This is a genomic window from Pseudomonas sp. NFX224 (genome assembly GCF_048565165.1).
Classification (GTDB): Bacteria; Pseudomonadota; Gammaproteobacteria; order Pseudomonadales; family Pseudomonadaceae; genus Aquipseudomonas.
This window is the reverse complement of record NZ_CP183416.1, coordinates 4,094,503-4,116,674: the sequence shown is the minus strand read 5'-3', so window position 1 is coordinate 4,116,674 and position 22,172 is coordinate 4,094,503. Positions and strand designations below refer to the sequence as shown.

At 60.6% G+C, this 22,172-nt stretch carries 20 protein-coding genes; 4 read left to right on the top strand and 16 right to left on the bottom strand.

Features of this window, described 5'->3' with window-relative positions; translation table 11 throughout:
- Positions 1–2 precede the first annotated feature (2 nt).
- The 4 genes from ACNYC6_RS18750 to ACNYC6_RS18735 all read left to right on the top strand — a co-directional run bounded on the left by ACNYC6_RS18750 (position 3) and on the right by ACNYC6_RS18735 (position 4,082).
- Positions 3–680 (top strand): heavy metal response regulator transcription factor, encoded by a 678-nt coding sequence (locus ACNYC6_RS18750; RefSeq protein ID WP_150702938.1) that lies wholly within the window; start codon positions 3–5, stop codon positions 678–680.
- Entirely contained in the window at positions 670–2,034 is a 1,365-nt protein-coding gene (locus ACNYC6_RS18745; protein WP_419708638.1) for a heavy metal sensor histidine kinase, read from the top strand. The genes ACNYC6_RS18750 and ACNYC6_RS18745 overlap by 11 nt, the downstream gene beginning before the upstream one ends.
- A 122-nt stretch (positions 2,035–2,156) precedes the next feature.
- Entirely contained in the window at positions 2,157–2,375 is a 219-nt protein-coding gene (locus ACNYC6_RS18740; RefSeq protein ID WP_419708637.1) for a hypothetical protein, read from the top strand.
- Positions 2,376–2,585: 210 nt separating this feature from the next.
- Positions 2,586–4,082: a diguanylate cyclase gene (locus ACNYC6_RS18735; protein ID WP_419708636.1), complete on the top strand. Its 1,497-nt coding sequence runs from the start codon at positions 2,586–2,588 to the stop codon at positions 4,080–4,082.
- A gap of 79 nt (positions 4,083–4,161) precedes the next feature.
- Here ACNYC6_RS18735 and lpxC read toward each other — a convergent pair whose 3' ends face one another.
- The 16 genes from lpxC to mraZ all read right to left on the bottom strand — a co-directional run bounded on the left by lpxC (position 4,162) and on the right by mraZ (position 21,976).
- Positions 4,162–5,073, bottom strand: a complete 912-nt coding sequence (gene lpxC, locus ACNYC6_RS18730; RefSeq protein ID WP_150702941.1) for a UDP-3-O-acyl-N-acetylglucosamine deacetylase — start codon at positions 5,071–5,073, stop codon at positions 4,162–4,164.
- Between the two features lie 112 nt (positions 5,074–5,185).
- Entirely contained in the window at positions 5,186–6,379 is a 1,194-nt protein-coding gene (gene ftsZ / locus ACNYC6_RS18725) for a cell division protein FtsZ (protein WP_053154973.1), read from the bottom strand.
- Positions 6,380–6,451: 72 nt separating this feature from the next.
- On the bottom strand, positions 6,452–7,711 hold the full coding sequence (ftsA, locus tag ACNYC6_RS18720) for a cell division protein FtsA (protein ID WP_175391042.1): 1,260 nt from the start codon (positions 7,709–7,711) through the stop codon (positions 6,452–6,454).
- 15 nt (positions 7,712–7,726) lie between these two features.
- Entirely contained in the window at positions 7,727–8,593 is an 867-nt protein-coding gene (locus tag ACNYC6_RS18715; protein WP_419708635.1) for a cell division protein FtsQ/DivIB, read from the bottom strand.
- A gap of 4 nt (positions 8,594–8,597) precedes the next feature.
- Complete coding sequence (locus tag ACNYC6_RS18710) at positions 8,598–9,566, bottom strand: D-alanine--D-alanine ligase (RefSeq protein ID WP_419708634.1); 969 nt, start codon at positions 9,564–9,566, stop codon at positions 8,598–8,600.
- Positions 9,563–11,023, bottom strand: coding sequence for a UDP-N-acetylmuramate--L-alanine ligase (murC, locus tag ACNYC6_RS18705; protein WP_419708633.1), 1,461 nt, complete (start codon positions 11,021–11,023; stop codon positions 9,563–9,565). The genes ACNYC6_RS18710 and murC overlap by 4 nt, the downstream gene beginning before the upstream one ends.
- Positions 11,016–12,086: an undecaprenyldiphospho-muramoylpentapeptide beta-N-acetylglucosaminyltransferase gene (gene murG, locus ACNYC6_RS18700; RefSeq protein ID WP_419708632.1), complete on the bottom strand. Its 1,071-nt coding sequence runs from the start codon at positions 12,084–12,086 to the stop codon at positions 11,016–11,018. The genes murC and murG overlap by 8 nt, the downstream gene beginning before the upstream one ends.
- Entirely contained in the window at positions 12,076–13,293 is a 1,218-nt protein-coding gene (gene ftsW, locus ACNYC6_RS18695) for a putative lipid II flippase FtsW (protein WP_419708631.1), read from the bottom strand. The genes murG and ftsW overlap by 11 nt, the downstream gene beginning before the upstream one ends.
- Positions 13,290–14,636, bottom strand: coding sequence for a UDP-N-acetylmuramoyl-L-alanine--D-glutamate ligase (murD, locus tag ACNYC6_RS18690; RefSeq protein WP_419708630.1), 1,347 nt, complete (start codon positions 14,634–14,636; stop codon positions 13,290–13,292). The genes ftsW and murD overlap by 4 nt, the downstream gene beginning before the upstream one ends.
- Positions 14,637–14,642: 6 nt before the next feature.
- On the bottom strand, positions 14,643–15,725 hold the full coding sequence (gene mraY / locus ACNYC6_RS18685; protein WP_016773275.1) for a phospho-N-acetylmuramoyl-pentapeptide-transferase: 1,083 nt from the start codon (positions 15,723–15,725) through the stop codon (positions 14,643–14,645).
- A complete protein-coding gene (locus tag ACNYC6_RS18680) occupies positions 15,725–17,092 on the bottom strand; it encodes a UDP-N-acetylmuramoyl-tripeptide--D-alanyl-D-alanine ligase (protein ID WP_419708629.1) in 1,368 nt (455 codons plus the stop codon). The genes mraY and ACNYC6_RS18680 overlap by 1 nt, the downstream gene beginning before the upstream one ends.
- Positions 17,085–18,548, bottom strand: coding sequence for a UDP-N-acetylmuramoyl-L-alanyl-D-glutamate--2,6-diaminopimelate ligase (locus tag ACNYC6_RS18675; protein WP_419708628.1), 1,464 nt, complete (start codon positions 18,546–18,548; stop codon positions 17,085–17,087). The genes ACNYC6_RS18680 and ACNYC6_RS18675 overlap by 8 nt, the downstream gene beginning before the upstream one ends.
- Complete coding sequence (locus ACNYC6_RS18670) at positions 18,548–20,287, bottom strand: peptidoglycan D,D-transpeptidase FtsI family protein (RefSeq protein WP_419712980.1); 1,740 nt, start codon at positions 20,285–20,287, stop codon at positions 18,548–18,550. Before ACNYC6_RS18670 ends, ACNYC6_RS18675 begins: the two co-directional genes overlap by 1 nt.
- The gene (gene ftsL / locus ACNYC6_RS18665; RefSeq protein ID WP_338582919.1) at positions 20,287–20,580 is read right to left on the bottom strand and encodes a cell division protein FtsL; all 294 of its coding nucleotides are present in this window, start codon (positions 20,578–20,580) and stop codon (positions 20,287–20,289) included. Before ftsL ends, ACNYC6_RS18670 begins: the two co-directional genes overlap by 1 nt.
- Entirely contained in the window at positions 20,577–21,524 is a 948-nt protein-coding gene (gene rsmH / locus ACNYC6_RS18660) for a 16S rRNA (cytosine(1402)-N(4))-methyltransferase RsmH (RefSeq protein WP_419708627.1), read from the bottom strand. Before rsmH ends, ftsL begins: the two co-directional genes overlap by 4 nt.
- Entirely contained in the window at positions 21,521–21,976 is a 456-nt protein-coding gene (gene mraZ, locus ACNYC6_RS18655) for a division/cell wall cluster transcriptional repressor MraZ (RefSeq protein WP_003205355.1), read from the bottom strand. The genes rsmH and mraZ overlap by 4 nt, the downstream gene beginning before the upstream one ends.
- Positions 21,977–22,172: the final 196 nt, after the last annotated feature.

The following is a 22,172-nucleotide window of genomic DNA, read 5'->3' as shown; positions in this document are numbered from 1 at the left end:
TCATGCGCGTTCTGATTATCGAAGACGAAGAAAAAACTGCGGATTATCTACACCGCGGCCTGACGGAACAGGGTTACACCGTAGACCTCGCCCGCGATGGGGTCGAGGGCCTGCACATGGCACTGGAAAGCGACTACGCGGTGATCGTCCTCGACGTGATGTTGCCGGGCCTGGACGGCTTCGGCGTGCTACGTGCGTTACGTGCGCGCAAGCAAACCCCGGTGATCATGCTCACCGCCCGCGAGCGTGTGGAAGATCGCATCAAAGGCCTGCGTGATGGCGCCGACGATTACCTGGGCAAACCGTTTTCCTTTCTTGAACTGGTGGCGCGCCTGCAAGCGCTGACCCGTCGCAGCGGCGGTCATGAACCGGTGCAAGTGAGCATTGCCGACCTGTGGATAGATTTGATCAGCCGTAAGGCGACCCGCGCCGGGACGCGGCTGGACCTGACCGCCAAGGAGTTTTCGCTGCTCAGCGTTTTAGCCCGGCGTCAGGGTGAAATCCTCTCGAAAACCGCGATTGCCGAAATGGTCTGGGACATCAATTTCGACAGCGACGCCAACGTCGTCGAGGTAGCGATCAAACGCCTGCGGGCCAAGCTCGACGGGCCGTTCGAAGAGAAATTGCTGCACACGATCCGGGGCATGGGTTATGTGCTGGAGAGCCGTGGTGTCCAGTAACTCGATTGCGCTGCGCCTGAGCGGGATGTTCACGCTGGTGGCGCTGTTGGTGTTTTTGTTGATCGGTTGGGCGCTGTACCAACAGGTCGACAAGGGGCTTGGCTTGTTGCCCGAAGCCGAGCTGGATGCGCGTTACAGCGTGCTCGAATCCACCGTCGGCCGTTACGGCACGCCCGAGCATTGGGTGAAGATCAACAACAAGCTCAAGTTGCTCGGCGAAGAAGACAAGCGCATCAGTTTCTGGATCATCAGCGGCGATTCTCGCTACGAATACGGCAACCCGACACCGCAGATCCGCGCCTTTGCCGAAGGACCGCTGGGCATGCGCGACATGCAACTGCCGGATCAGCCGTACCCGCTGAAAGTGCTGCTCAGCCAGTTCCCGGCCAAGGACCAGCGGCCGCCGCTGCGCTTCATGATCGCCATCGACACCGAGACCTTTCACCAGACGCAACATCAACTGCTGATCGCCTTGATTGCACTGGCGATTGTCGGCGTGCTGATGGCTTCCGCGTTGGGGTATTGGGTGGCACGGATCGGCCTAAAACCGCTGATCAAACTGTCCCATGAGGCCCAGCGATTGGCCCCGCCGTTGCGTTCGGGACGCTTGCGACTGTCGCCGTTGCCGCCGGAACTGAATCAGTTCGTCAACTCGTTCAACTCCACGCTGGAGCGGGTCGAACAGGCCTACTCGCGGCTGGAATCGTTCAACGCCGATGTCGCCCATGAACTGCGTTCGCCGTTGACCAACCTGATCGGCCAGACCCAGGTGGCGCTGACTCGCGGACGTTCCGCCGAGCATTATTTCGAGGTGCTGCAATCGAACCTCGAAGAGCTTGAACGACTGCGCTCGATCATCAACGACATGCTGTTCCTCGCCAGCGCCGATCAGGGCAGCAAGGCCACCAAGCTGACGTCCACTTCGTTGGCTGATGAGGTAGCGACGACCCTGGAATACCTGGACTTCATTCTTGAGGACGCTCGGGTCGAGGTGCAGGTCAGCGGTGATGCCCAGGTGCAAATCGAGATCGCGCATCTGCGCCGGGCGTTGATCAATCTGTTGAGCAACGCGGTGCAGCACACCGAGCCCGGGCAGGTAATTGAGGTACGCATCGAAGCCGAGGCGCATCAGGTCAGCATCGGCGTCGCCAACCCTGGATTACCGATTGCCAGCGAGCACCTGCCGCGCCTGTTCGAACGCTTCTATCGCGTTGACGCTTCGCGCAGCAATAGCGGCAACAATCACGGATTGGGGCTGGCGATCGTCAAGGCGATTGCGCTGATGCACGGCGGTGATGTGTTTGTGCGCAGCGACCATGGCATGAATACCTTCGGAATTCATCTTCCTGTCTGACAGGCTGCGATCTTTGCTTTTTGCGTAATAGTCCTTTCATGAATCCGCTCTTTTTCCCATCGCTCGACATCCTTATCTTTGCCCGCACCAAACAGCACTTGCCAAGCAAGAAGGTTTTAAAGATGTCCAACAGTATGGGTATTGCCAGCGCTTTCGTTTTGTCCGCTTTGTTCCTGTCCCCGTTCGCCATGGCTGAAGAGTCGCAGGCGTTCGTCGCGCACAACAGCGCACGCGCCGCCGCTTTCGAACAGCAGCAGATCGAGATGACCGCCAAAGCCCACGAAGCCACCCAGGCCCCGCAAGCATCCAGCACCCAGGACCAAGCCCTGAAAGACAGCTGATTGCTGCGCGTCGCTCCCGTTTCCCTCGACACTTTTCATCGGCTCTTCCCTTTGAAAAATTGTCTTCAAAGCCGCTGCCATCAGCGGCTTTTTTTCGTCTGTGTTTGAAGCCAGCGGCGCGTTGTTCATTGCAATCGCCGCAACGATGGCTACTGCCTGCTAGGGTTATGAGACTACGCTTGCCCAGTCACTCCAGCAGACATCAGCCCTATGACCGAACGCCGTACCCCACCCCCTGCAGGCAGCACCGGACGGCCCGAGATCCTGGTCATCCTCGGCAGCAGCCTGACGGTCATCGCAATTCTCAGCATCGTGACCTTTTTGCTGATCCGCGAATACGCCAACGCCCAGCAGGCGGCCACACGCAGCGCGACCACCGTCGCGCAATTGATCGACGCCGATGTGTTGCGCACGGTGGAACTCTACGATCTGACCCTGCAAGGCCTGATCGCCGCCGCGCAACGGGACGATCTCAAGCAGGTTTCGGCACAGATTCGCCACCTGGTGCTCTTCGACCGTTCCACCACGGCGCGCTATAAGGGCGACATCCTGTTGCTGGACAAGCACGGCGAAGTGCTGGCCGACTCGTCGTTGATCGAACCCAAACCGGGCAACTTCGCTGATCGCGATTATTTCCTGACCCATGCCTTCAACCGCGACAGTGGCATGTTCATCAGTCGGCCCTTCAAACCCCGCTGCGACTGCGCCTACAGCGACGAATGGCAAATAAGCTTCAGTCGGCGCATCTCTTCGCCCACAGGGGAGTTTTTAGGTGTGGCAGTAGCCTCGATGCGCCTGGCTTACTTCGAACAGTTGTTCAACAGCCTGGACATCGGCACTGGCAGCACGCTGGCCATCATCAACGACGACGGCGTCCTGTTGGCGCAGAAGCCGTTTCTGGAAGACAACTCGATCGGCAAAAGCTTAGCCACCCGACCCAACGTCGTGCGCATGTTGCGTGAGGGAAGTGGCAGCTTCGACAGCGTATCCAGTGTTGACGAACAGCAACGCCTGTACACCTTCAGCCGGGTCGGCAACCTGCCGTTAACCGTCATCGTCGCGCTGTCCGGCGATGAGGTGTTTGCCACCTGGAACCGCACGGCCATTGTGATCAGCGGCGCCACCGGCATTCTGTGCATCGCGCTGCTGTGGCTGACCTGGTTGCTCTGCCGCGAATTGCGCCTGCGCTACAACGCCGAACAGGAACTGGCGCAGTTGGCGGCGACCGACGCCTTGACCGGGGTGGCCAACCGTCGAACCCTCGACCAGACCCTGCGCCATGAATGGTTTCGGGCGCAACGTTCCGGCAAACCACTGTCGGTGTTGATGATCGACGCCGACCACTTCAAGGCCTTCAACGACCGCCATGGCCACCAGGCCGGTGACCAGGCTCTGCGCGCGCTGGCGGGTGTCATTCAGGCCAACGTCCATCGCCCGACAGACCTGGTTGCACGTTATGGCGGCGAGGAGTTTTCGGTGGTCCTGGCGGAAACCGATAGCGAAGGTGCGCGGCAGATCGCCGAGCAAATTCGGGAGCAAGTACAGCAACTGCCGTTGGTGGCGGGTGATGAACAACCAATGTCAGTGAGCATCGGCATCAGCACATGGACGACTGCGAGCGACATCAGCCTGGAACAGTTGCTGTTCGCGGCAGACAAGGCGCTGTATCAGGCCAAGGAAGGGGGGCGAAATCGGGTGGTTGGATGAGCCTGCGATCTTTTAAGCCTAGAGGCATAAAAAAAGGCCACCCGAAGGTAGCCTTTAAAAAACTAGAGAGGTTTTTTACTTACACGGCCGCAACAGGACGCATGTAAGAGATCGGTGCAGTGCTGGCGTCTTCGAACGTCACGACTTCCCAGGCGTCTGTCTGCTCAATCAACTTGCGCAGCAGCTGGTTGTTCAGTGCGTGGCCGGACTTGAAGCCCTTGAACTCACCAATCAGGCTATTGCCCAGCAGGTAGAGGTCACCAATTGCATCGAGGATCTTGTGCTTCACGAATTCGTCTTCATAGCGAAGGCCGTCTTCGTTCAGTACACCATCCGCGTCGACCACAATGGCGTTTTCAACGCTGCCGCCGAGTGCGAGGTTGTGCTTGCGCAGGTACTCGATGTCACTCATGAAACCAAAGGTACGGGCGCGGCTGACTTCTTTTACGAACGAAGTGCTGGAAAAATCCACGCTTGCACTTTGTGTGCGGTCACGGAAAACCGGGTGATCGAAATCGATCTCGAAACTCACCTTGAAACCTTCGAAAGGGACGAAAGTGGCGCGCTTGTCGCCGTCTTCCACAGTCACTTCACGCAGGATGCGGATGAACTTCTTGGCAGCGTCCTGTTCTTCCAGGCCAGCCGACTGAATCAGAAATACGAAGGGTCCAGCGCTACCATCCATGATCGGGACTTCGGACGCGGAGAGCTCGACGTAGGCGTTATCGATGCCCAGGCCAGCCATGGCCGAGAGCAAGTGCTCCACCGTATCCACCTTCACGTCACCGTTGACCAGCGTCGTCGACATGGTTGTCTCGCCGACGTTGGCCGCACGAGCCGGTATCTCGACCACTGGATCGAGGTCGGCACGGCGAAAGACGATGCCGGTGTCGACAGGCGCAGGCTTGAGGGTCAGGTAGACCTTCTCCCCGGAGTGCAGACCTACACCTGTGGCACGGATAATATTTTTCAGTGTGCGTTGTTTAATCATGGCTTGGGCCGCTTCAGCGCAAATTGCGAACTGGTATCAACAAAGGCTGGCGATGATAGCAGACCACGCCTTTGCTGAACACCAATCACCTTCATAGCCCTGATACATTTCATCAATCGGCCTGACGACGCAGGAATGCCGGGATGTCCAGGTAGTCCAGATCATCTTGCGGATTCATCTTCGCGGCAGCCGCTGCACCGGCCTGAGCCTGGTTGCGCATGACGGTCGGACGATCCAGGTCGCGGTAGTTCACCGCTGGAGCTTCCTGACGAACAGGGGCTTGTTGTTGTGGCTGCGAAGCCATCGAAGTGTGAACGGTATTGTCGATGACCTTCACAGGCTTCTCGATTTTAGCGCCCAGACCGGTCGCCACGACAGTCACGTGCAGCTCGTCGCGCATGTCCGGATCGATAACGGTACCGACCTTGACCATCGCGTGCTCGGAAGCGAAGGCTTCGATGATGCTACCCACGTCGGAGTACTCACCCAGGGACAGGTCAGGACCGGCGGTGATGTTCACCAGGATGCCGCGTGCGCCTTGCAGGTTCACGTCTTCGAGCAACGGGTTGCGAATGGCCGCTTCAGTGGCTTCGCGTGCACGGTTCGGACCGCTGGCGCAGCCAGTGCCCATCATCGCCATGCCCATTTCGCTCATCACGGTACGCACGTCGGCAAAGTCGACGTTGATCATGCCCGGACGCTTGATGATGTCGGAGATACCGCGAACGGCACCGGCCAGTACATCGTCAGCCTTGGCGAAAGCCGACAGCAGGCTGGCGTCTTTACCGAGGATGGTCAGCAGCTTCTCGTTGGGAATGGTGATCAACGAGTCAACGCTTTCAGACAGCAGACGGATACCTTCATCGGCCAGCTGCATGCGCTTGCGGCCTTCGAACGGGAACGGACGGGTCACCACCGCAACGGTGAGGATCCCCATTTCCTTCGCCACTTCGGCAATGATCGGCGCTGCACCGGTACCGGTACCACCGCCCATGCCAGTGGTGATGAACACCATGTTGGTGCCCTGCAGGACTTCGGCAATGCGCTCACGGTCTTCGAGAGCGGCCTGACGACCTACTTCAGGGTTGGCACCGGCGCCCAGACCTTTGGTCACGCCAGTACCCAGTTGCAGGATGGTCCGCGCGCTGATGCTTTTCAGCGCCTGGGCATCAGTGTTGGCGCAGATGAACTCGACGCCTTCAATGTTGCTCTTGACCATGTGGTTGACAGCGTTGCCGCCGCCTCCGCCAACACCGATAACCTTGATTACCGGGCTTGCGGGGATGTTGTCTACGAGTTCGAACATTTTCCCTCTCCTTTACGTTCTCTAGTTTTTTTCGCCTACTGCATGTATCTACAACGGTGCTGCGGTAAATCTTCAGAAATTGCCCTGGACCCAGCTCTTGATGCGATCGAGCAAGGCGCCTTTTGGCTCTTCGTTGCTGTAGCTGTCGCGACTGCCGATGCCCGAGAACGAAATGCCGTCGGATTGCTTCTGCAAGCCGTACATCAACAGGCCAACGCCAGTGGAATAAATCGGGTTGCGGACCACGTCATCCAGGCCCTTCACGCCGTGAGGCACACCCAGGCGTACCGGCATGTGGAAGATTTCCTCGGCCAGTTCGGTGGCGCCTTCCATCTTCGACGTACCGCCGGTCAGCACGATGCCGGCCGGGATCAGGTCTTCGTAGCCGCTGCGACGCAGTTCGGCCTGGATCAGCGTGAACAGCTCGTCGTAACGCGGCTCGACCACTTCGGCCAGGGCCTGACGGGACAGCTCGCGCGGTGGACGATCGCCAACGCTTGGCACCTTGATGGTTTCACCGGCACCGGCCAGTTTGGCCAGGGCGCAGGCGTAGCGAATCTTGATTTCTTCGGCGTACTGGGTCGGGGTGCGCAACGCCATGGCGATGTCGTTGGTCACCTGATCGCCCGCAATCGGGATCACCGCGGTGTGGCGGATCGCGCCTTCGGTGAAGATCGCGATGTCGGTGGTGCCGCCACCGATGTCCACCAGGCACACGCCCAGTTCTTTCTCGTCGTCGGTCAGCACCGAGTAAGCCGAAGCCAGTTGCTCGAGAATGATGTCGTCGATTTCCAGACCGCAACGACGCACGCATTTTTCAATGTTCTGTGCGGCGTTGACGGCGCAGGTGACCACGTGAACCTTGGCTTCCAGACGAACGCCGGACATGCCCAGTGGCTCGCGGACGCCTTCCTGGTTATCGATCACGTAATCCTGCGGCAGGGTGTGCAGCACGCGCTGGTCAGCCGGGATCGCCACGGCCTGGGCGGCGTCGAGCACGCGCTCGAGGTCGGCAGAGCTGACTTCGCGATCTCGAATCGCCACGATGCCGTGGGAATTCAGGCTGCGGATGTGGTTGCCGGCCACGCCGACGAATGCCGAGTGAATGCGGCAACCGGCCATCAGCTGCGCTTCTTCAATGGCGCGCTGGATCGACTGCACGGTGGACTCGATGTTCACCACCACGCCTTTTTTCAGGCCACGGGACGGGTGCGTACCGATCCCGACGATATCCAGCGTGCCGTCGTCCGCGACCTCGCCTACCAGCGCCACCACCTTGGAGGTGCCGATATCGAGACCGACGATCATTTTGCCGCTTTGCACGTTTGCCATGGGTCCTGCCTCTTCTTAATTCTTCGCGACAGCGGGTTGGGCTGCCGTGGGCGCTACAGGTTCCCGCCAGCCAACAGCGAGGCCGTTGGCGTAGCGCAGATCGATGCGCGCAATGTTCGTAATCTGTTCTTTGAGCGTCTTGTCATAGATGGCGATGAAGCGGCGCATCTTTTCCACCAGGTTGCCGCGTCCCAGCAGCAGTTCGATTCCGGGGCCCGCACTGCCGGGGCCGGTGGTCAGGAACCAGCTGCCGCGTTCGCGCAACTCCAGGCGTGCAATCGAGAAACCCATTGGCCTGAGCATCTGGCTCAGTACCTGGTATTGCTGCATCACTTGCTGTTGTGCCCTTTGTGGGCCGAACAGTTGTGGCAGGTGTTCGTAGTTCGCCAGCTCACGCGGGGTGAACGCCTGACCCTGGTTGTTCAACAGCGACTCGTCGCCCCAGCGGGCCACCGGCAGTTGTTCTTCCAGGCGGATCACCACTTGATCCGGCCACACCCGACGCACTTCGGCGTGGGCAATCCATGGCATCTGTTCCAGCTCGGTGCGCATGCTCGCCAGGTCGATGGTGAAGAAACTCGACGCCACGAAAGGGGCGATCCGCTGCTGCACCGCTTGCTGGCTGATGTAACTCAAATCGCCCTGCACGTTGATCTTGGTGATCGGCCGGTCGGCGTATGGCAACAAACGCTGCGCGCCTTCATAGGTACCGAACCCCAATGCCACCAGCAGCACCGGCCAGAACAGACTTTTCAGAAAACCAAAATTGGCTTTCGGCAGGCGCGCAGACATCGGCTCTTTGGCCACCATTCGGCTGGCACCCCGCGGCACCGGCTTGCGGCCGGGTGCGGGTGGCTGATGTCTGACTTGAGCGCCGTGCATGGTCTTAACCCCTTGGCTCTTCGTTACCGGCAACACTGGCTGCCAGGATGGCCAGGACCAGTTGCTGGAAATCCAGACCGGCAGCACGGGCCGCCATCGGCACCAGGCTGTGGTCGGTCATGCCCGGTGCCGTGTTGACTTCCAGGAACCAGAACTGCCCGTCGGCGTCCTGCATCACGTCCGCCCTGCCCCAACCGGCGATACCCAGCGCTTCACAGGCTTTCGCCGTGAGGTCCATGAGTTCCTTTTCCTTGGCGCTGTCCAGCCCGCACGGAATGCGGTACTGGGTATCGTTGGCGATATACTTGGCGTCGTAGTCGTAGAAACTGTGCGTCGTGCCCAGGGCGATTGGAGGCAACACCTGGTCACGCAGGGTGGCGATGGTGAACTCCGGACCTTGAATCCATTGCTCGACCAACACTTGCGAATCGTAGGTACTGGCCGCTTTCCATGCGTCGATCAATTCCGGCGCGGAAGTCACTTTGGCCATCCCGATACTTGAACCTTCATGCGCCGGTTTGACGATCAAAGGGAAGCCCAGTTCCGTCGCTGCCGAAATACAATCGGCCTCGCTGCGCAGCACCGCGTGACGCGGCGTCGGAATCCCGAGGCTGTGCCAGACCTGTTTGGTGCGCAGCTTGTCCATGGCCAGTGCCGAAGCGAGGATGCCGCTGCCGGTGTACGGAATGCCCAGGCATTCGAGCAGGCCCTGCATGCTGCCGTCTTCACCGCCACGGCCGTGGAGGATGATGAAGGCGCGGTCGATCTTTTCACTCTGCAGACGCTGCAGCAGGTCATCGCCGACGTCGAGGCCGAACGCATCCACGCCCGCGCTTTGCAGCGCGTCGAGAACGGCGTTGCCGGACTTCAGGGACACTTCGCGCTCGGCACTCTTGCCGCCGAACAGCACGGCGACGCGGCCGAAGTCTTTCGGCGCGATCGTGGAGACGAGATTGGCGTATGCAGCAGTCATTTCAACTTCCCCTTCTCCGGCGCGGCAACCGCACCGGCGAACAACTCACTTTTCAACAGTTTTGGTGCAAGACCTCCGATATCACCGGCGCCCTGGCACAGCAGGATGTCACCGGCACGCAGCAGCGGCTTGACCACTGGCGCAAGGTCGACACCACGCTCGATATAGATCGGATCGAGCTGGCCGCGCTGGCGGATGCTGTTGCACAGCTTGCGGCTGTCGGCACCCGGAATCGGCTCTTCGCCGGCCGGATAGACTTCCATCAGCAACAGCACATTGGCATCGGCCAGTACATTGACGAAATCGTCGTACAGGTCGCGGGTACGGCTGTAACGGTGCGGCTGGTAGACCATCACCAGTCGGCGCTCCGGCCAGCCACCGCGCACGGCTTTGATCACGGCCGCGACTTCGGTCGGGTGGTGACCGTAATCGTCGACCAGCATCACGTTGCCGCCCTCTACCGGCAGTTCGCCGTAGACCTGGAAGCGTCGGCCGACACCCTGGAACCCGGACAGGCCCTGGACAATGGCTTCATCGCTGACGCCTTCGTCGGTGGCGATGCAAATGGTCGCCAATGCGTTCAATACGTTGTGGTTGCCCGGCATGTTCACCGAGACATCCAGCGGCTCGCGGTCAGGACGCAGCACGGTGAAGAAGGTCTGCATGCCTTGTTGGCGCACATTGATCGCACGCACGTCGCAATCGTCGCCGAAGCCGTAGGTAACAGTCGGGCGTTTGACCTGCGGCAGAATTTCACGCACCACAGGATCGTCCAGGCACACCACCGCCAGACCGTAGAACGGCAGGTTGTGCAGGAACTCGACGAAGGTTTTCTTCAGTACGTTGAAGTCACCGCCGTAGGTCGCCATGTGGTCAGCGTCGATGTTGGTGACCACGGCCACCAGCGGTTGCAGGTGCAGAAAACTGGCGTCGCTTTCGTCGGCTTCGGCGATCAGGTAACGACTGGTGCCGAGCTGGGCATTGGTGCCCGCGGCATTCAGACGGCCACCGATGACGAACGTCGGGTCCAGGCCACCGGCAGCGAACACCGAAGCGATCAGGCTGGTGGTGGTGGTTTTGCCGTGGGTACCGGCGACGGCGATGCCGTGGCGATAGCGCATCAGTTCAGCCAGCATTTCTGCGCGCGGCACCACAGGAATACGGCGTTCCAGCGCGGTGGCGACTTCCGGGTTGGACGTGTTCACGGCGCTCGACACCACCAGCACGTCGGCGGCGGCGGCGTTTTCGGCACGGTGACCGATAAAGATCTGCGCACCGAAAGATTCTAGGCGCTCGGTGACCGGCGAAGCCTTCAGGTCGGAACCGGATACTGCATAGCCCAGGTTCAGCAACACTTCGGCAATCCCGCACATGCCCACGCCGCCGATACCGACGAAGTGGATGCGACGGATGCGGCGCATTTCCGGTTGCGGCATGGCTTTCTGATGCTCAACCATGGGCCACCTCCAGGCAGGAATCGACCACGTTACGGGTGGCATCGGGTTTGGCCAGACGGCGGGCCGCTTGGGCCATTTCTTCGAGTCGTTGCGGTTGCATCAGGACCTCTGTCAGGCGCGCGGCAAGATCCGCTGCGCCAGTCGTTCTTTGCGGCATCAGGAAGGCTGCGCCTTCACGGGCCAAATAATCGGCGTTGCGAGTCTGGTGATCGTCAATCGCGTGGGGCAAGGGCACCAGCATCGAGGGCAGACCGGCGGCGGCCAGTTCACTGATGGTCAGCGCACCTGCGCGACATACCACCAGGTCGGCCCAGCCATAGGCTTGGGCCATGTCTTTGATGAAAGGCTGCACCTGCGCCTCGACGCCAGCCGCGCGGTAGCGCTCTGCAGTCACTTCATCGTGGTTTTTGCCGGCCTGATGGAACACGTCCGGGCGCAGGTCGACAGCGACTTGCGACAGGGCTTCAGGCAGCAACTTGTTCAACGGCTCTGCGCCCAGGCTTCCGCCGAGGATCAGCAAACGCGCCTTGCGACCGGCCAGGGCTGGTCGCGGTGTTTCGAGGAACAGCTCGGTGCGCACCGGGTTACCGGTGGTGCGACGGCTGTTCGACAGGGTAAAGGTGTCGGGGAACGCTTCACAGACTCGGGCGGCCAACGGCACCAGCAACCGATTGGCGGTACCGGCCACGGCGTTCTGTTCGTGAACGATCACCGGCACGCCGGCCAGTTTGGCGGCAACACCGCCAGGACCGGTCACATAGCCACCAAAGCCCACCACGCAGGCCGGCCGCAGCTGACGAATGATCGCCCGTGCCTGCCAGACCGACTTGAGCAACATGAACGGTGCTTTGAGCAGCGACAATTTGCCCTTGCCCCGCAGACCGCTGGCATTGATCCGATGCAGTTCGATGCCGGCCGCCGGGACCAGTTCGTTCTCGATGCCGCGCGGCGTACCCAGCCAGTGCACGGTGTAACCGCGCGCCTGGAATTCACGGGCACAGGCCAGCGCCGGGAACACGTGGCCGCCGGTGCCGCCGGCCATGATCAATACGTTAGCGCCCATGGGTCGGCTCCTCGGCGAAGTCGCTCTCATGGAACTCCATCTCTTCACTGCCCAAATGGGTTCGACTCTCCCACTCGATGCGCAGCAACAAGCCGAGACAGGCACAGCAAATCACCAACGAACTGCCACCATAACTGAGGAACGGCAGCGTCAGACCTTTGGTCGGCAGCAGACCGACGTTCACGCCGATGTTGATCAGAAATTGACCGATCCACAGGAACGACAAACCGTAGGCCACATAAGCCGCGAAAAACTGCTTGGCCTTCTCGGCCCACAAGCCGATGTACATGCCGCGAATACAGACGAAGACGAACAGCGCGACCGTGCACAAGGAACCCACGGCGCCCAACTCTTCGGCCAGGACCGAGAACACGAAGTCGGTGTGCGCTTCCGGCAGGTAGAACTGCTTCTGCACGCTGTTGCCCAGGCCAACGCCCAGCCACTCGCCGCGACCGAACGCGATCAAGGCCTGGGACAGCTGATAGCCGGCACCGAACTGGTCAGCCCACGGGTCGGCGAAGTTGGTCAGACGCGCCATTCGATAGGGCTGCATCTGGATCAACAGCACCACCGCCCCGACGGCCAGTACCACCATCAAGGAGAATCGGAACAACCCGACCCCACCGAGGAACAGCATCGCCGCCGCTGCGCCCATCATCACGACGGTCGCACCGAAGTCGGGCTCCATCAGCAACAGGCCCGCCATTGGCAGCAGAACGATGAACGGCTTGAAGAAGCCCATCCAGCTTTCACGCACCTCTTTCTGGCGACGCACCAGATACCCGGCGAGGTAAATCACCACGAACACCTTGGCGATTTCGGAAGGCTGCACGTTGAAGAAACTGAAACCGATCCAGCGCATCGAACCGTTCACTTCGCGGCCGATGCCGGGGATGATCACCATCACCAGCAAGCCGAACGCACCCAGCAGCATCAGCCAGCCCAGGCGTTGCCAGGTGGCGATCGGAATCATCATGGTGACGATGCAGGCACCGAGCCCCAGCACCACATAGATAAGGTGGCGAATCATGTAATACAGGGCGCTGCCCGACTGCACGGCCGCCACTTCGGTGGAGGCCGAGGCGATCATGATCAGCCCGAGGCCAAGCAACGCCAGGCAACCGGCGAGCATCGGGAAATCGAGGTCGATCCCGCGCCCGGTGATCAGTGGCGATGGATACGGCTTGATGATGTTCATCAGGCTCATGCCAGATCCTCCACGGCGCGGACGAACTGGTGACCACGGTCTTCGTAGTTCTTGAACATGTCGAAACTGGCGCAGGCTGGCGACAGCAGTACCACGTCGCCCGGTTGCGCAGCGGCGCGGCATTGCTCAACGGCTTCAATCAATGAACCAGCGCGAATCAGCGGTACGGCATCGCCGATGGCCTCGCCGATCTTGTCGGAGTCGCGGCCCATGAGGATCACGGCGCGGCAGTTGGCCGCCACTGGGTCACGCAGGTCGTTGAACTCGGCACCTTTGCCGTCGCCACCGGCGATCAGCACGACCTTGCCGTTGATGTCCGCACCCAGGCCTTCGATGGCCGCCAGTGCGGCGCCCACGTTGGTGGCTTTGGAATCGTTGTAGTAAGCCACGCCATCCAGATCACGCACCCACTGACAGCGATGCTCGAGACCGGCGAAGGTGCGCAGGGCCGAGAGCATGGCGTCGAACGGCAGGCCGACGGCATGACCGAGCGCCAACGCCGCGAGGGCATTCGATTGGTTGTGTGCACCGCGAATCTTCAGCTCGCGCACCGGCATCAGGTTCTGGAATTCGAAGGCCAGGTATTTCTCGCCCTCTTCTTCACGGATACCGAACGCCTTGAAATCCGGTTTGGTCAGGCCGAAGGTCCAGCACGGCTGGCCCTCGCCCATCAACGGACGGCTCAGCGCGTCCTGACGGTTGACCACAAATTGCCTGGCGCCACGGAAGATCCGGTGCTTGGCCAAATGGTAAGCCGGCAGACCGCTGTAGCGATCCATGTGGTCTTCGCTGATGTTGAGCACGGTCGCCACTTCGGCGTTGAGCTGGTCGGTGGTTTCCAGCTGGAAACTCGACAACTCCATCACGTACAGCTCGATGTCGTCGTTCAGCAGGTCCAGCGCCGGAGTACCGAGGTTGCCACCGACGGCGACACGTTTGCCGGCCGCAGCCGCCATCTCGCCGACCAGCGTGGTCACAGTGCTTTTCGCGTTGGAACCGCTGATGGCCACGATCGGCGCCTTCGCGTTACGCGCGAACAGCTCAATATCGCCGGACAATTTCACGCCACGGGCGGCGGCAGCCTGCAGGGCCGGGGTCGCCAGCGCCAAGCCAGGGCTCACGTAGAGCTCGTCGGCACGGCACAGGAATTCGACGTCCAGCTCGCCACAACGCACTTCCACGTGCGGATAGTCACGCTTGAGCGTGGCCAGTTCCGGTGGATTTTCCCGCGTATCGGCCACGGCAAACGCCACGCCCCGGTTCGCCAGGAAGCGAACCAGGGACATGCCGCTCTTGCCGAGGCCGACAACGATGCGGAAGTGGTCAGAAGCGATCAGAGACACGAATTTCTACCTCAGCTTCAGGGTGGCAAGGCCGACCAACACGAGAATCACGGTGATGATCCAGAAACGGACGATCACGCGCGGCTCGGGCCAGCCCTTGAGTTCAAAATGGTGGTGTATCGGTGCCATGCGGAATACGCGGCGACCGGTCAGCTTAAAGGAGGCAACCTGAATGACCACTGACAGGGTTTCCATCACGAACACGCCGCCCATGATGAACAGGACGATTTCCTGACGGACGATCACCGCGATGGTGCCCAGGGCCGCGCCCAGCGCCAGTGCGCCGACGTCACCCATGAAGACTTGCGCCGGATAGGTGTTGAACCAGAGAAAGCCCAGGCCGGCACCGATCAACGCGCCGCAGAACACGATCAACTCGCCCGCGCCCGGCACATAAGGAATCAGCAGGTATTCGGCGAACTTCACGTTACCCGACAGGTAGCAGAAGATGCCCAGGCCACCGCCAACCATCACGGTCGGCATGATCGCCAGGCCGTCGAGGCCGTCGGTCAGGTTGACCGCGTTGCTCGAACCGACGATGACGAAGTAGGTCAGGACGATGAAACCGGCGCCCAGCGGAATGCTGTAGTCCTTGAGCATCGGCAGGATCAGCGTGGTTTCCACCGGTGTGGCGGCGGTCATATAAAGGAAGATCGCCGCGCCGAGGCCAAACACCGACTGCCAGAAATACTTCCAGCGGCTTGGCAAGCCACGGGAATTCTTCTCGATCACTTTGCGGTAGTCGTCGACCCAGCCGATGGCGCCGAACAGCAAGGTCACCAGCAACACGACCCAGACGTAACGGTTGCTCAAGTCAGCCCACAACAGGGTGCTGACGCCGATGGACGACAGGATCAACGCGCCACCCATGGTCGGGGTGCCGGACTTGGAAAGGTGCGATTGCGGACCGTCGTTACGAACGGACTGGCCGATCTGACGGTTCTGCAGGGTGCGGATCATCCACGGGCCATAGCACAGCGACAAGACCAGCGCGGTCAGTACACCGAGAATCCCGCGCAGGGTCAGGTACTGGAAGACCGCGAAGCCTTTGTAGAACTGTTGCAGATACTCCGCTAGCAGCAGCAGCATTAATGTTTCTCCAGGCTGGTCCCGCACAAAGCGGCGACGATGTTTTCCATCGCGGCGCTGCGCGAGCCCTTGATCAAAATGGTGGTGTTTGTGTCTTGCTCGGCGTCCAGTGCCTTGATCAGTTCAGCCTGCGTGCTGAAGTGAAAGGCTTGTGGACCGAAGGCGTTGGCGGCGTGAACCATCATGGGTCCGACGGCGTACAGCGCGGAAACCTTGCCACGGGCGTACTCGCCCACATCGCGATGCCCCTGCTCCGCCCAATCGCCCAACTCGCCGATATCCCCGAGCACCAGAACGGTGCGGCCGGAAAAGCCGGCGAGTATATCAACGGCAGCGCACATCGAGGTGGGGTTTGCGTTGTAAGTGTCATCAATCACGCGCATGCCGTTGGTCGCCAGTTGCGCGACGGTACGACCCTTGACCGGTTGCACTGCGCCCAGGCCGGTGGCGATGCCGAACAGCGACACACCCAGCGCATGGGCAGCGGCCGCTGCGGCCATGGCATTAGCCACGTTGTGGGTGCCGAGCAGGTTCAATTGCACGCGCTCCACACCTTCAGGGCTGTGCAGGTTGAACGCCGGGCAACCGCGCGCATCGGTGGTCAGATCGCTGGCGTAGAAGTCGGCGCTGGAATTGCTCAAGGCGAACGTCAGCACTGTGCGATCACCGGCGCGCGCCTTCCAGATACCGAACGCCTTGTCGTCGAGATTGAGAACGGCGACGCCATCGGACTCCAGCCCTTCGATAATCTCGCCCTTGGCCTCGACGATTTTTTCCGGCCCGCCGAACTCGCCAACGTGGGCGGTCCCGGCATTGTTGAGAATGGCCACGTGGGGTTTGGTCATGGCCACGGTGTAGGTAATTTCACCCAGGCGCGAGGCACCGAGTTCGATCACGGCGGCGGTATGCTCCGGCGCCAGTTCGAGCAGGGTCAGCGGAACCCCGAGGTCATTGTTCAGATTGCCACGGGTCGCCAGCACCGGACCGCGCGTGCGCAGGATGCTCGCGAGCATTTCCTTGACCGTGGTCTTGCCGCTGGAACCGGTGACGGCTGCGACCTGATAAGTGAAGGCATTGCGGTTCAGCGCGCCCAGTTGCCCCAGCGCCTGACGGGTGTCGCTGACCAGCAATTGCGGCAGTGTGCTGTCGGCGACTTCACGCTCGACCAATGCCGCCACGGCGCCTTTGGCCGCCACGTCATTGAGGTAGTCATGACCATCGAAGCGCGGACCGGCCAAGGCAATGAACAGCTGACCCGATTTGATCGCGCGGCTGTCGATACTGACACCGTCGAAACTCGCATCGGCAGAAATCAGGCGTGCATTCAGCGCGCCGGTCAGTTCGCTCAGTTTCAAGGCTTTAAGCATGGGCCACCTCCCACGCGGTCAAGGCGTGATCGGCCTCGACCAGATCGGAGAAGGCGTGACGCTCGCCGTGGATTTCCTGATAGTCCTCGTGACCTTTGCCGGCCAGCACGATCACGTCGTCCGCCGATGCACCCGCGATCAGTTGGGCAATCGCCTGGCCTCGGCCGGCGACGAACGTCACTTTATCCATAGCCGTGAAACCGGCACGGATGTCGTCGAAAATCACCGCAGGATCTTCGGTACGCGGGTTGTCGTCGGTAACCAGCACGCCGTCGGCCAGACGCTCGACCACTTCCGCCATCAGCGGACGCTTGCCGCGATCGCGATCGCCGCCACAGCCGAACAGGCACAGCAACCGACCTTTTACGTGCGGACGCAATGCCGTCAGAACTTTTTCCAAAGCATCCGGGGTGTGGGCGTAATCGACCACCACCAACGGTTGAGTACCGCCACCCAGGCGCTGCATGCGACCGGCCGGGCCTTCGAGTTTCGGCAGTACCTTGAGAATTTCGTCCAGCGCGTAATCCAGACCGAGCAAAGCGCCGACCGCTGCCAGTACGTTGCTCAGGTTGAAACGACCGAGCAAGGTGCTGCGTAAATGACGCTCGCCCTGCGGCGTCACCAGCGTGGCGCGCACGCCTTCGTCGTCGAAATGCGCTTCACGGCAATAGAGGTAAGCGCTGCTGTCGAGCAGGCTGTAGGTGATCAGCCGCGATTCACGTTTTTCGGCGGCCAGTTGCCGGCCGAAATCGTCGTCGAGGTTCACCACCCGGCACTTCAAATCGTTCCAGGCAAACAGCTTGGCCTTGGCTTCACCATAAGCCTGCATGGTGCCGTGATAGTCCAGATGATCGCGGGACAGGTTGGTCATCACCGCCACGTCGAACGCCAATGCGGTGACACGGCCTTGATCCAGGCCATGGGATGACACTTCCATGGCAACCGCTTTCGCACCGGCCTTTTTCAGGTCGCCCAGGGTCGCTTGCACGGCAATCGGATTCGGCGTGGTGTGCAGGCCGCTTTCCAGCGCGCCGTAGAAACCGGAACCCAGAGTCCCAACGATGCCGCAGTGCTGACCGAGCAGGTCCAGCGCCTGGGCAACCAGCTGAGTCACGCTGGTCTTGCCGTTGGTTCCGGTCACCCCGACCAGATTCAAATGATGGCTCGGTTCGCCATAAAAACGACCGGCGATGTCCGACAGCTGAGCGGCCAGGCCCTTGACCGGAATCAATGGCACGTCAGTGATCGGCAACACAGTGGCGCCTTCCACTTCGTAAGCCACGGCAGCAGCGCCGCGCGCCAGTGCGTCGGCGATGTGTGCACGGCCATCAAATTTGCCACCCGGCACTGCGAGGAACAGGTCCCCGGCACGTACGTTGCGACTGTCCAGCGCCAATTCACGGATCAACAGATCGTGGCCGGCGTGGGGGAATATCTTGTTCAGACTTAATGACATCAGCCGCGCCCTCCATTGGCTTTCAGTGGAACGACCGGCGTAGCGTTCGCTTGTTGAGTAGGCGGCAGGTTGTCCGGCGTGACGTTCATCAGGCGCAGGGTGCCGGACATCACACGGCTGAACACTGGCGCCGATACCAGACCACCGAAGTAACCGGCCTTGGTCGGTTCGTCGATCACCACCACGATGGCGTAGCGCGGATCGCTCATCGGGCCGAAACCGGCGAACAGCGAGCGATAAGAGTTCTCGGCATAGCCTTTGGTGCCGACCGAAGTTTTACGTGCGGTACCGGACTTGCCGCCCACGTGATACGCCGGCACCTGCGCACGGAATACACCGCGCGGGGCTTCGATCACTTGCTGCAGCATGCCTTGCATGGTTTTCGCGACGGCTTCCGGCAATACCTGGGTGGTTTGCGGTGCCTTGTCGGTTTTGATCAGTGTCAGCGGTGCGAGGCGACCGTTGTTGGCCAGCGCCGAGAAGGCGTGAACCAGTTGGATCGCCGTCACCGAAATACCGTAGCCATAGGACAACGTAGCGGTTTCTGCCTTGCGCCATTCGCGGTAGTTCGGCAGGTTGCCGACGCGCTCGCCCGGGAAGCCCAGACCAGTGTCCTGGCCAAGACCGACTTTCTGCGCCAGACGGAAAATGGTTTCGCCGCCGATATCGAACGCGACCTTACTCATGCCGACGTTACTGGAATTGATCAGAATACCGGTCAGGTCAAGCACCGGACCTTCGGTCTTGGAGACGTCCTTGATGGTGTACTTACCAATCTGCAAGGAACCCGGATACACCTCGACGGTATCGCTCGGTTTCCAGCGCCCGGTTTCGATCGCGGCGCTCATCGAGATCGCCTTCATGGTCGAACCCGGCTCGAACACGTCGATCATCGCGCGGTTACGCATCATCGCCGGTTGCAGGTTGCGACGGTTGTTCGGGTTGTAGGTCGGCTGGTTGACCATGGCGAGGATCTCGCCGGTCTTCACGTCCATGATCACCAGACTGCCGGCCTTGGCGCCGTTCTCGATGATCGCGTTACGCAGTTCGCGGTTGGCCAGGTATTGCAGGCGCAGGTCAATGGACAACGCCAAGGGCTTTCCGGCCTTGGCGTTTTTGGTGACCTGGACATCTTTGATCAACCGGCCACGCCGGTCCTTGATCACCTGTCGTTTGCCGGGCACCCCGGCGAGCCATTCGTCATAGGCCAGTTCGACACCTTCTCGACCGTGATCGTCGATGTCGGTGAAACCGACCATATGCGCGGTGACTTCACCGGCAGGGTAAAAACGGCGGAACTCTTCGATGCCGTAGACGCCCGGCACTTTCAGGTCGAGCACGGCCTGGCCCTGCTCAGGCGTCAGCCCGCGCACCAGGTAAATGAATTCTTTATTGGCTTGTGCTTCAAGACGCTCGGCCAAGGCTTTCGGGTCTTGCCCGAGTGCGGCGGCCAGTGCCGGCCATTTCTCTTTCGCCTGCTGCATTTCCTTGGCGTTGGCCCACAGCGTCGTCACCGGCGTACTCACGGCCAACGGCTCGCCGTTACGGTCGGTGATCAGACCACGGTGAGCCGGAATCGGGATGTGACGAACGCTGCGCGCGTCGCCCTGACCTTTGAGGAAATCACGGTCGACCACTTGCAGGTCGATGATGCGCCAGGCGATCGCCGCCACCATGACGCCGAGCAAACCCACCACCAGGCGGAAACGCCACGGAAAGAGTGCGCCTTCGAGTTTCATCATGGCGCCACCATCTGCACTTCGGCGGCACCGGGAATGCGCATTTTCAGTTGTTCGGTGGCCAGCACTTCGATACGGCTATGTGCCGTCCAGGTGCTCTGCTCAAGAATCAAACGACCCCATTCAGCCTGCGCCTTGTCGCGCACGCTCAACTCGTTGTACAGCGAGTTCAGCAACTGGCGATTCCAGTGCGCGCTGTAAGAAACGCCGATGGCCGAAACGAGCACGCCAACAAACAGCAGCAGCATGAAAAAGCTTCCGCCGGGCAGTGGCTTGGCGAAAAGCCTGCTCACCGCAGCTTCTCCGCCACACGCATGACAGCGCTACGGGAACGTGGGTTGGCTTTGAGTTCGGTGTCGGAGGCCGTCTGCGCTTTGCCATGGACTTTGATTTTCGGTTCGAAGGCGACGTGCCGAACCGGCAGGTTGCGCGGCAGGTTGTCGGCTTCACCCTTCACCAGCTTGCGCATGAACAATTTGACGATGCGGTCTTCAAGCGAATGGAAGCTGATGACCACCAGACGGCCACCGACTTCCAGGCAGTCCAGAGCGGCTTCGAGGCCGGTTTCCAGATCACCCAGTTCGTTGTTGACGTGAATACGCAGCCCCTGGAACGCACGGGTCGCAGGGTTCTTGCCCTTCTCCCACGCCGGGTTGGCGACTTTCAACACTTCGGCCAGATCGGCGGTACGCTCGAACGGCTTGATGTCACGGCGTTCGGCCACGGCACGGGCCATGCGACCGGAAAAGCGCTCTTCGCCGTATTCCTTGAACACCCGGGCTATTTCTTCCGCGGGCGCGGTGTTGACGAACTCGGCCGCACTGATCCCGCGGGACGGGTCCATGCGCATGTCCAGCGGGCCATCATTGAGGAAACTGAAGCCGCGTTCAGGATCGTCGAGTTGCGGCGAAGACACGCCGAGATCCAGCAAAATACCGCTGACTTTGCCGTGCAGACCGCGTTCGGCAACTTCGGATCCGAGCTCGGCAAAGCTGCGCTGCACAACGACAAAGCGGCCGTCTTCGGCCGCTAGCGTCTGCCCGGTGGCAATCGCTTGAGGATCCTTGTCGAATCCGAGCAACCGGCCATCAGGACCGAGCTGGCTGAGGATCAACCGGCTATGCCCGCCGCGCCCGAACGTGCCATCCAGATAGCAGCCATCAGGACGTACGGCGAGAGCCTCGACGGCTTCGTCAAGCAGTACGGTGATGTGGTTAAAGCCGCTATCAATAGTCACAGGATCAAATCACGCAGTTCATCAGGCATCGCGCCCGGTTGTTGAATAGCAGCCAGGTCAGCGGCAGAAACCGCATTCCAGGCATCCTCGTCCCACAATTGGAACTTGTTCAATTGGCCTACCAACATCGCGCGTTTATCCAACTTGGCATATTCACGAAGACGCGGCGGAACCAGAAAACGACCACTGCCATCGAGCTCAAGGTCGACGGCGTTACCAATCAATAAACGCTGCAGACGGCGGTTCTCTTCGCGAAGCGAAGGCAGTGCGCGCAGTTTGGTTTCAATAATTTCCCACTCATCGAGGGGGTAAACACACAAACACGGATCAACGGCATCAATTGTGACGATCAACTGACCGGAACTACGCGAAACGAGCTCGTCACGGTACCGGCTCGGCATGGCGAGACGGCCCTTTGCATCGAGACTGATAGCGTTGGCTCCGCGAAACACGTCAGCGTTTCTCCAAATTCTAGCGTTTTGAGTTCAATAAACCCACTTCATGCCACTTTCCGCCACTTGCGCACACTATAGGAATGCGCCCACCACACCGTCAAGGCACGGATTAAAGGAAAACCCTTACAGAACTGAGATTTAGGAGCATAAGAGGAGAGGCAACGAGAATCCGGCAGGTGAAACTGCCCGATAA

Coding starts and splice junctions, on each gene's coding strand:
- ACNYC6_RS18735 (WP_419708636.1), top strand. CDS start 2,586: ATGACCGAACGCCGTACCCCACCCCCTGCAGGCAGCACCGGACGGCCC.
- ACNYC6_RS18750 (WP_150702938.1), top strand. CDS start 3: ATGCGCGTTCTGATTATCGAAGACGAAGAAAAAACTGCGGATTATCTA.
- ACNYC6_RS18670 (WP_419712980.1), bottom strand. CDS start 20,287: ATGAAACTCGAAGGCGCACTCTTTCCGTGGCGTTTCCGCCTGGTGGTG.
- ftsW (WP_419708631.1), bottom strand. CDS start 13,293: ATGAGCCTGATGAACATCATCAAGCCGTATCCATCGCCACTGATCACC.
- ACNYC6_RS18740 (WP_419708637.1), top strand. CDS start 2,157: ATGTCCAACAGTATGGGTATTGCCAGCGCTTTCGTTTTGTCCGCTTTG.
- murC (WP_419708633.1), bottom strand. CDS start 11,023: ATGGTTGAGCATCAGAAAGCCATGCCGCAACCGGAAATGCGCCGCATC.
- ACNYC6_RS18710 (WP_419708634.1), bottom strand. CDS start 9,566: ATGACTGCTGCATACGCCAATCTCGTCTCCACGATCGCGCCGAAAGAC.
- lpxC (WP_150702941.1), bottom strand. CDS start 5,073: ATGATTAAACAACGCACACTGAAAAATATTATCCGTGCCACAGGTGTA.
- ACNYC6_RS18715 (WP_419708635.1), bottom strand. CDS start 8,593: ATGCACGGCGCTCAAGTCAGACATCAGCCACCCGCACCCGGCCGCAAG.
- mraY (WP_016773275.1), bottom strand. CDS start 15,725: ATGCTGCTGCTGCTAGCGGAGTATCTGCAACAGTTCTACAAAGGCTTC.
- ACNYC6_RS18675 (WP_419708628.1), bottom strand. CDS start 18,548: ATGTCATTAAGTCTGAACAAGATATTCCCCCACGCCGGCCACGATCTG.
- ftsZ (WP_053154973.1), bottom strand. CDS start 6,379: ATGTTCGAACTCGTAGACAACATCCCCGCAAGCCCGGTAATCAAGGTT.
- ftsA (WP_175391042.1), bottom strand. CDS start 7,711: ATGGCAAACGTGCAAAGCGGCAAAATGATCGTCGGTCTCGATATCGGC.
- murG (WP_419708632.1), bottom strand. CDS start 12,086: ATGGGCGCTAACGTATTGATCATGGCCGGCGGCACCGGCGGCCACGTG.
- ACNYC6_RS18680 (WP_419708629.1), bottom strand. CDS start 17,092: ATGCTTAAAGCCTTGAAACTGAGCGAACTGACCGGCGCGCTGAATGCA.